The organism is Chitinimonas sp. BJB300 (assembly GCF_002735695.1).
Taxonomy (GTDB): Bacteria; Pseudomonadota; Gammaproteobacteria; order Burkholderiales; family Chitinimonadaceae; genus Chitinimonas.
This window is the reverse complement of record NZ_PDZH01000142.1, coordinates 1-8,585: the sequence shown is the minus strand read 5'-3', so window position 1 is coordinate 8,585 and position 8,585 is coordinate 1. Positions and strand designations below refer to the sequence as shown.

General features: G+C 52.4%; 8 protein-coding genes. 5 read left to right on the top strand and 3 right to left on the bottom strand.

The genetic code is table 11. From position 1 onward, the window contains the following. The 3 genes from relB to CSQ89_RS18055 all read left to right on the top strand — a co-directional run. Positions 1–221 (top strand): type II toxin-antitoxin system RelB family antitoxin (gene relB / locus CSQ89_RS18065; protein ID WP_308418176.1); only part of this gene is annotated, 221 nt, incomplete at its 5' end. 384 nt (positions 222–605) lie between these two features. Beyond that, complete coding sequence (locus tag CSQ89_RS18060) at positions 606–1,769, top strand: TNT domain-containing protein (RefSeq protein ID WP_099407474.1); 1,164 nt, start codon at positions 606–608, stop codon at positions 1,767–1,769. After that, on the top strand, positions 1,753–1,995 hold the full coding sequence (locus tag CSQ89_RS18055; protein WP_199065682.1) for a hypothetical protein: 243 nt from the start codon (positions 1,753–1,755) through the stop codon (positions 1,993–1,995). The genes CSQ89_RS18060 and CSQ89_RS18055 overlap by 17 nt, the downstream gene beginning before the upstream one ends. A 38-nt stretch (positions 1,996–2,033) precedes the next feature. On the opposite strand, the gene CSQ89_RS18050 is transcribed toward CSQ89_RS18055, so the two are convergent. The 3 genes from CSQ89_RS18050 to CSQ89_RS18040 form a co-directional block, all read right to left on the bottom strand. After that, complete coding sequence (locus CSQ89_RS18050; RefSeq protein ID WP_099407473.1) at positions 2,034–4,085, bottom strand: replication endonuclease; 2,052 nt, start codon at positions 4,083–4,085, stop codon at positions 2,034–2,036. 495 nt (positions 4,086–4,580) lie between these two features. Continuing rightward, positions 4,581–4,940 (bottom strand): hypothetical protein, encoded by a 360-nt coding sequence (locus CSQ89_RS18045; protein WP_099407472.1) that lies wholly within the window; start codon positions 4,938–4,940, stop codon positions 4,581–4,583. Then, positions 4,937–5,605, bottom strand: coding sequence for an AAA family ATPase (locus CSQ89_RS18040; RefSeq protein WP_099407471.1), 669 nt, complete (start codon positions 5,603–5,605; stop codon positions 4,937–4,939). Before CSQ89_RS18040 ends, CSQ89_RS18045 begins: the two co-directional genes overlap by 4 nt. A 1,044-nt stretch (positions 5,606–6,649) precedes the next feature. Between CSQ89_RS18040 and CSQ89_RS18035 the strand changes: the two genes are divergently transcribed. Continuing rightward, a complete protein-coding gene (locus tag CSQ89_RS18035; RefSeq protein WP_099407470.1) occupies positions 6,650–7,432 on the top strand; it encodes a substrate-binding periplasmic protein in 783 nt (260 codons plus the stop codon). A gap of 285 nt (positions 7,433–7,717) precedes the next feature. Then, on the top strand, positions 7,718–8,311 hold the full coding sequence (locus CSQ89_RS18030; protein ID WP_099407469.1) for a recombinase family protein: 594 nt from the start codon (positions 7,718–7,720) through the stop codon (positions 8,309–8,311). Positions 8,312–8,585 lie beyond the last annotated feature (274 nt).

Below are 8,585 nucleotides of genomic sequence, written 5' to 3'. Positions count from 1 at the left end.
CCATCGTGCTGACCATCCGACTCCCTGCCGACATTGAAAATCGGCTGAATGCATTATCGAAATCAACGGGGCGCACCAAGACGTTTTACGCCCGTGAAGCCATCCTGGCGCACATGGACGAGCTGGAAGCCGTCTACCTGGCTGAGCACCTTCTGATGGATGCCCGCGCCAGCCAAACCGAATCGATGCGGGTGAGAGTGCTGATGAAGCGGAAACCCTGATTCGCAGTCCGTCCCCCTGGTCCGCAGCACTGCCTGCGGGCTTCTGCAGCCCCTCTCTCCCTCTCTAGGCCAGTCGGCCAGACCCAAACCACACCACCCCTTGCTATCGCCTTGGAGGCCCTTTTACGGGCCTTGGGCGCGGGTTGAGCCTGTACCCCGCCCATCTCCTTAGCCGCTAGTCTGATTCCCCCGCTCGTTTCCCCTAACCCGCAGCCTGTCTGCGGGTTTCTTCTGGCAAAATCCGCCCCCTTCGCTAAGGGGACTTAGCCATGTTCTTTAAAAACAGCGTCTGGAAAAAATTCTGTCCATTGGGCAGTTTTAGGCCAATGGATGCGTTAAAAGCCGCATGGCGTCTATGTTTGAAGGGTTCTAGTACGACAACTCGTGACCGGAAAATCTATCTTCGGTGATGTGCTTGGCAATAGTATTGCGGGGAATGGTCGTAACTGGGTGGGGCCTGCCAAGCCGGTCGTACCAGAACCGAACCGCAGCGAGCGGCCACGGGATTGGCGCGATCTGTTTACTGATGAGGTCGTACCGGCAAGCCCGGTAGCAGCGGGTAACACAAGTGCTGGTTCTGATGATTGGGAGCCCGCGGTTGGTGATCGTGGGCAGGTAGCCTATCGCCAGCGGTCACGTGGTGGCGACCCAATGCCAGACCCGTCGGTACGTAGAAATAAATCTAGCAGTGATGCTGAGCCGGTTTGGTCGTTCAAAGAAGCATCAATGGCCTCTCGTGCTGCTGAAAATGCACGAGAAGAGGCCGCCATCAGACAACGAAATCTCGGCAGACAAGATGTGCCTTCGCTATCGGCTTCAGGTGCCAATGGCTTTAACCGCCTGAGTGCTGCACAACGCTATGTTGAAGAAAGCAATCATCTTTATGGATCAGGAGGTCCATTTGTTGGCGTCCATGTTGCAGCGGGAGGAAATCCAGACTCAAGCGTAGCGCGGGTATTAGGCAATCTAGGTTCAGCTGCGTTGGACTTTGGTAGTGTGTATGGTGTGCCGACGCTGAGTAATCCTAAATTGCAGGTGGTGAATTCTGTCGGTAACAGTAAATCAAACCTTGCTGAACGTCTTGATTCATATAAGGCGTGGAAGTTAGACAATTCAATTGTAGGCAAGCCTTCACTCAAAGAATTTCAACTCTTTGATAGCACAAGTCGAGTTCAGAGTAACTTCAAGACATATTCAAACAATGAGTGGCCTCCAAATTATGGTGCATTGGATGGCGGTTATTTATTCACTTTAATACCAGGAGCTAAAATTGATCGATTCGGATCTGATTTTGGTAGTTTCTTATCCCCAACGGGTACTTCATATAGCGCAAGAGCACTAAGACCTGGCACATTGAGTGCCCCATACTCTGTATTTGAAGTGAAGTCACCACTAGTTGTTGAGGCAGCAACTATAGCCCCGTGGTTCGGCGAACAAGGTATGGGTACACAATTTAGGTTGTTAGATAATTCAAGAGTGAAAGATTTACTCTCGAATGAACAACTGAAAGAAGTTTATAGAGGACCATACAATGGATATAACAAATAAATTAAGTCTAATTCGTTCTCTTCAAGCAGCTGGAATTAGACCTAGTGCATATAGCGTCTCTGGACCAGAAGATATGGCACTTTGTTTGGAAGAGGTTAGACCAAACTGGGAAGTATTTTACTTTGAGCGTGGAGGAAAGACTTTCTCTAAGACATTTCCCACAGAAGCTGAGGCATGTGAATACATGTACCAAGAGTTAATGGGGGATAAGACGGCCTTTATGTAATCAGTATGGTTTGCTGATTCCAAATCCGCTGATAACCCTCATAGCTCAAAGTCATCACAGCGCACCCAGTCCGCATTACCGTCTAAAGGTGTGCACTCCTCCCGGTCGGTCCACCATTCAGGTGGGCCGGACTCGGCGCAGTGGTCGAAATAACCCGCATCAAAGGGCGGCGGTTCGTCTAAACCGGGGTCTGCTTCAGGGTTCCACCACGTTGGTGGGCCTTCATCAGGGTAATCGTCGTCGATTTGCGGGGTTTCGGCTGGCGGTAGTGGGTCGTTGAGGGTGTCGGCCAATAACTGCGTACAGTTATTGTCACAAGTCCTAGATGGCCGAGCTTCGCCCGTCCTTGCGGCGAGTCCTTCGGCCACGCCTTGAAACATCTCCTGCTTCTTACGCCATTCGATAGCCCAAGTCTTGGTGCGTGTTACTACCTTGGCCGTGCCGGCTTCCACCCCCTTCACCACAGCACAGGCAGCCTCACCGTAGCGGTTCAATTGCTCGGGGCGGTCTTCCTTTGCCAACGACAACGGCAGGTCTTTACGACGGGCTAGCGGGCCGCCCAGGAGCTGGCAGAACTGGTGCCAGTCGCCAATGTCGGCAGCCGCTGCGGCTTGGTCTATTACAGTGTCGTCCTGCTTTGCGCCGCGCAGCTTGCGCAGTTCGCGCCATAGGGCAACCGGTGGGCCACCATAAAACTGGAACTGGCGCACATGCCATAGGCTGGCCCAGGCCCGCACCTTCTGCGCCCCAGTAATGGTGTCGGTGTCGGCTTCGTAGTCGTCGCCCAGGGCGATATGTTCGCCATCGTCGCGGCGTTGTTCGCTTTTACCGTCGAGGTTCTTGGTCAGGTATTTGGTGAGGTAAGCAACAGCCCCACCGACGCGGCGACCATCTGGCAGCACTTCGGCCGGGTTCATCACTTGGCAGTTAAACCGCACGTTGGTAGCCGGCACCTTGTGCCACTTGCCGCCTTCCTTGTTCCATACCTTGCCGGTTAGCTCGTCGGGGTAGGCTTGGCAAGCGTAGTCCTGAAACAGCGCCACAAAGCGCGTGAGGGCGTCGGGTTCGCCAAACAGCATCATGTGCCAGTGCGGGCAGGCGTCGGCATGGGGTTCGGTGGTGCGTAGGCCATAGACGTGCAAGCCGCGGCGGTCGGCAGCCGCCCGCACCTTGCCCCAGGTCTGGCATAGGTAATCGTTGGCTTGCTTGGGGCTGGGTTTGCCCGCTGCCACCCAGGCCGGATTGATGATCTGTGTAAACGCCCGCTTGCCGCGCTTACGCTTGTTGCTGACGGTCTTGCTGGGGTGGTAGGCACTCGGGGCGGTCACGGTAACGAAAACCGCCGTATGGCCCAGTTCCTCGGCCACCAGTTCAAAGCCTTTAACGCGGGTAATCAATTCCGCAAAGCGCACGCGGGGGTTGGCCACGCTGCTTTGCTGCATGTCGAACAAAGACACTTCATCGCCTTCGTTGCTAATCGCCAGCGCATGGTGCAGGGCTTCGGTTTGGTCCTTCCATTTGGTTTGCAGCAGGGAGAGGGTTTGCTGCGATACATAGGTGTCCTCACCCCGGCGCACTTGGCCCGCACTGATGCGGCCTTGTTCCAAGGTTTGCAGGTGGCGGCGCACCAGATTGCGCTTCCATACCTTGCCGTCTTCCAGGCGTTTACCAATCCCTTCAACGGTAACGCCCTGTCTGCCGGCTTGTGGCAGGCGGACATCAAAGCGTGGGGCAATCATGGCGGCAGTGTCTTCAGGCGATAGCCACGTATGCAGCTTATCGCACAGGGCTGCGCCGTCTTCGCCCAGGCGGCACACGTCTATCAACGGGGTGGACGGATGGCCGAGGTATTTATCCAGCCGCTCAGATAGGTTGATGAGGTCCACCGACCCCGCTGGCTGTTGTAACCAGTGGCTGACGCGCTGACCCAGTGCGTCATGGTCTTCATCTCGGGCGGCGTCCCATTCACGTTCAGGAATGGCGCGTAACTGATGCTTGCGTTCACGGCGGCCCGACTTGCGTAAGGTCGGCGCGCAGTTGGCTGCGAGCCATTCGGCGTCGGTCTCAACGTGGTAAGCAACAGTTTCCATCGGTTTCTTTGGGCAAGCCGATCCCCTTGCGGCCTGTTGAGGTCGTTTAAAAGGGTGAGTCGAGGGGTTAAATCAGCGGGTTGGTAACTCGGCTTGCAGTATCAAACGCGACGGGATCGGTGGCACGAAGTCGCCATTGTGTGGAGTGCTCACACAATCCGGCGGTTTGGGCGAGGTCTGCGGCAAGGGGGTTTCCCCCCGGCGCGCGCGCTCATATCCCCGCCACGCCCGCGCACTAATAGCGCGGTTTTCATGCACCTGCAAAACTAGGCTAAATCCGCGTCAGTACTGGCGGAAGAACCGGTCGGAAGGGTGCAAAAAATCATGCGATTTCATGCACTCTTGGCATGCACTTTTCGATGCTCGAAGCCACACCCGCACTATGTGTGATATCTATGATATCTATCACAGCCATGCTAGCTATCATAGATATCAAAGCTATGATAGATATCATGTATATCATTGATATCACAGCTATCTGTGATATCAATTCAATTACTCTTTCTCGGAAGCCAGCATTTCTGCGACACGGCGAGCGGAAGGGGTACCAATTTCACTGATCATCGAATCTAGATGTTGCTCTAAAGCAGCCAAAATAATTGCTGTTTTGTCTTTGGCTTGTTTTCTATTTGGGTGAAAGTTAAGTACATATTCGAGCTTCGCACTTACCCTGGCGGGCATTCTAAGCAATAAGTTAACTTTCGCCTTTGGGTCGATAATTTGCCAAGGTGTCGAATGCTCACCAGTTTTTTCTAGTGCTTCTTCAACGAAGGCGGAAGCTTGGCTTAGAGCGGCTAGCTTTTCTTCCCGAGAGCGGCCGCCAAGTGGGAGTGCAGGTTTCTTAACCTCACTCATGGCACGACAACCATATCTTCGAACAGCTCAGCACACAGTGCGCGCATTTCATCTGCTGCTTTGCCTGTTGGGGCATATTCGAGAACTCCGGCACCCTTGCGAGGAGAGCGCTGGAAATCTAACCGTTCGCTCAAACGAGAATTAAGAGGTGGCATGTAGTGCGCATAATCCTCATCTTCTCGAAGCATGGTGTCTAGCTCATTAGCATCTTGAATTGTTGGCAGTGTTGGAACCTTATTAATTAAGGTATATGCCCTAGGCGGGTTTCCGGTTTGGCGCTCAACCCCCATGCAAATGGTGAGTGCAGTGTCCATTGCTAGAGAGTCAAATGCAGAAGCAACTGCGGGGATGACCCATAAATCGGCAACTAGAGCGGCATCTCGTATTTCAATGGAGTCCCGGCCGCCGGCGTCAACTAATACAAATTCATATTTTTCATCTAGTGCCAATAAGTCGGCGCCGATTCTACCTGTCATTGCTACCACAGGAATACGTGGTTCTTGTTCGTGCTCTTGACGCAGACGCTGCCAGCGTGTTGCAGAGCCCTGCGGGTCTATATCTACCAAGATAATGTCTTTACCAGCTAACCGTAAAGCTACAGCGAGATTTGTGGATATGGTCGACTTACCTACGCCGCCCTTCTCAGTAGCCACCAAAATAATCATGCAGAGCCCCCAAAATTTATTCGACGAATGGAGGATTGCATCAAATTGCGATGATATCAAGAAAAAACTGGTGATATCTTGGCATGATATCAGTGATAGCTATCATGTCTATCATTGATATGATATCAATCATAGATAGCATGTATACCATTGATATATAAAGATATTTCTTGAAAAACATACCAATGGTGTGCAATAGTCACCCCGACTTTTACGTCTTGGAGCCTTATTAGAAAACAACATTGAGGATCAGAAAAAACAAAGCCCACCAAAGAAATTGGCGGGCCTTTAAATCAGTGCTTGGCTCATGCCAAACAAAGATGCGTAACGACCAATATAGGTCACCAAAACGCATGGGTCAAGCACGGATAAAGGCACTTTTACGCCTAAAATCCGTGCGCCTGAGCTAGGAATGGCTCCGGGCAAGCCCGCGTGCAGAACTCACGGGGGGCGCACGCTCGCGCCAAGCGTCCCGCTAATGACCGGCAAGCCTGACTTGTAGCCGGATCAAGCCCGGCCCGATCCACGCGAGGTAGTAAAGCTGTCAGGATGGATTCCGTGCGAAGCAGCAAGGAAAGCGAAAGGTGAACCCTGCACGGGGGGCCGGTAGGCCCTGAATCACCGAATGAGGAAGCTACCGATGCCCTCATGCCCCAAAGTGTTGAAGACAGGGGTGGAGCCCCGCCTTTTTACCGAATAGGTACTTGGGTTAGGGGAAGCTCTGCCCGGTCGTGTGGGGGCCGCTAAGAACAAGTCGCCCTTCATGCGCCATTCGCCTGTTTTCTTGATAGCTTCCGGCTATCTCGCGTAGCTGGTGATCTTTGTTTATTTCTTCTTTCGTTTCTCTGGGTGGGTCCTGGTCCACTACACACCGCAGAACAAGCGGTCGTACTACCAATCGCCATCTTGTTCATGGCTGAACATTTCGGCGTTTTGTAATCAGAACGCTATTTTGAATTCGCGTTTGATAGAAATATCTTAATTATTCGTCTCTCTTATCTGGCTGCATTACCGCTTAGCATATAAATAGTTTTGGAGGCGTTTATGTACAATCAAAACCGTTTTTCATGGCTGAACCGTATCATGTTGGCGATAGCGTTATGCCTAGTTCAAATTGGGCCGCTATTAGCTGCACCTATTGAAATCCGCCTCGTATCATTAGCCTACCCACCCTACTTTGCACCAGACTTACCAAATGGCGGCGTCATTACTGAAATCGTACGTGAAGCATTTCGTCGAACCGGGTACGACGCCAAGCTAGAATTTTTACCATGGGCGCGCTGTTTGGCTTATGCCAAGGCTGGTCAAGTTGATGGTATTTTCGGTGTATGGCGTCTTAAGGAACGCGAAAGTTTTCTGCTTTATACCGACCCAATGCCACCAATCCAGGTAGGCTTTTACGCCCGCACTAAGGCGAATATCAAGTACACAAAATTTGAAGACTTGCGCCCTTACAAAATCGGGGTTGTACAAAGCTATGGCGATCCACCTGACTTCGTTGCCGCCAGACTGAACACCGACGTAGCACCCGATGACAAGCAAAACCTCATCAAACTCCGGGCTGGGCGGGTCGACCTCATCCTGATCGAAAAGGGTGTGGCGCGATATCTCATTACACGTGATATGCCCACTGCGGCAGGAGAGTTAGTCTGGATTGACCCCCCTGTCGCTACGAACCTTCAGTATGTCGGACTATCCCTAGCTAAGCCGGGAGCAAAAATTTTGCAACAAGCATTTAATAAGGGTCTAAGCGAGATGACGGCAGACGGCACATTAAATAAGATGTTGAGCCAATCTGGCGTATTGGAGCCCATAAAGACACCCTAAACAGGTTTAAAGCGAGGGGAATGCTATTCAGTCTGCCGGAAGATGATGGGGTTCTGTGGAAGAACCCCTCAATGTGGGGTGTTTTTAAACAAATCAAACAAAAGTTCCACAGGATTTCGAGCGTAGACACCTGGTACCCGTGCCGAAGCCCGCCAATTCAAAAATGTCCGAAACCGATCAATTTCGTACAATCCTAAATTACACTGTACGTAAGTTAGCTTTTCAATATTTCAGACATATTGTAGAATAGGTACATCTATTTCGTACAGTGAAACGCCTGATCCCATGTCTCGCACATTCATCTATGCCCGCGTCAGCACCGCCGACCAAAACACCGATAACCAGATACATGAGATTGAAGCGGCCGGCTTTGCAGTCAACCAGCGGCGCATCGTGACCGAAAGCATTAGCGGTAGTGTCGCAGCCACAGAGCGCCCACAGTTCGCCAAGCTGCTTGATCGACTGGAACCCGGCGATGTGCTCATTGTTACGAAACTGGATAGACTCGGCCGCAATGCCATGGATGTACGCGCAACGGTTGAACGACTGGCTGCCGAAGGGGTACGTGTTCACTGCTTGGCGCTTGGTGGCGTCGATCTGACGAGTGCGGCCGGGAAGATGAATATGGGCGTTCTAATCGCGGTTGCTGAGTTTGAACGTGACTTGCTGATTGAGCGGACACATGCCGGTATTGCGCGTGCACGGGCAGAAGGCAAGAAAATGGGCCGGCCGCCTGCATTGACAGAAACACAGCAAGCCGAAGCGCTGCAACGACTCGCAGCAGGTGAATCGGTCTCTCAACTGGCGCGGGACTATGGCACGACACGGCAATCGATTATGCGGGTTCGGGGCAAGGCAGAAGGAGCGATCCATGTTTAAGGTATTTGAGGCCCAGTGGAACAGTTATGCTGAGCTTCCCACGATTGTTCCACTGTATGTCGGACCTCAATACCTCTCCGCAGCGAGCAAGACATGACTTTTACATTTCATTCCTTTGCTGCTATATCCAGCGCCGCCTGGCTCTCTTTATTGACTGATGTTACGCAGTGCATACGCTAACCTGTCGCCATGAAGAACAAAGAACTCGATTTGTACACCGACTATTTGCTGAGCACGTTTGGCGCGGCGACAGCAACGGGCTTGTCGGCGATGG

Excerpts from the sequence above, each read along its gene's own strand:
- CSQ89_RS18055 (WP_199065682.1), top strand. The coding sequence starts at position 1,753 with ATGGATATAACAAATAAATTAAGTCTAATTCGTTCTCTTCAAGCAGCT.
- CSQ89_RS18050 (WP_099407473.1), bottom strand. The coding sequence starts at position 4,085 with ATGGAAACTGTTGCTTACCACGTTGAGACCGACGCCGAATGGCTCGCA.
- CSQ89_RS18045 (WP_099407472.1), bottom strand. The coding sequence starts at position 4,940 with ATGAGTGAGGTTAAGAAACCTGCACTCCCACTTGGCGGCCGCTCTCGG.
- CSQ89_RS18040 (WP_099407471.1), bottom strand. The coding sequence starts at position 5,605 with ATGATTATTTTGGTGGCTACTGAGAAGGGCGGCGTAGGTAAGTCGACC.
- CSQ89_RS18035 (WP_099407470.1), top strand. The coding sequence starts at position 6,650 with ATGTACAATCAAAACCGTTTTTCATGGCTGAACCGTATCATGTTGGCG.
- CSQ89_RS18030 (WP_099407469.1), top strand. The coding sequence starts at position 7,718 with ATGTCTCGCACATTCATCTATGCCCGCGTCAGCACCGCCGACCAAAAC.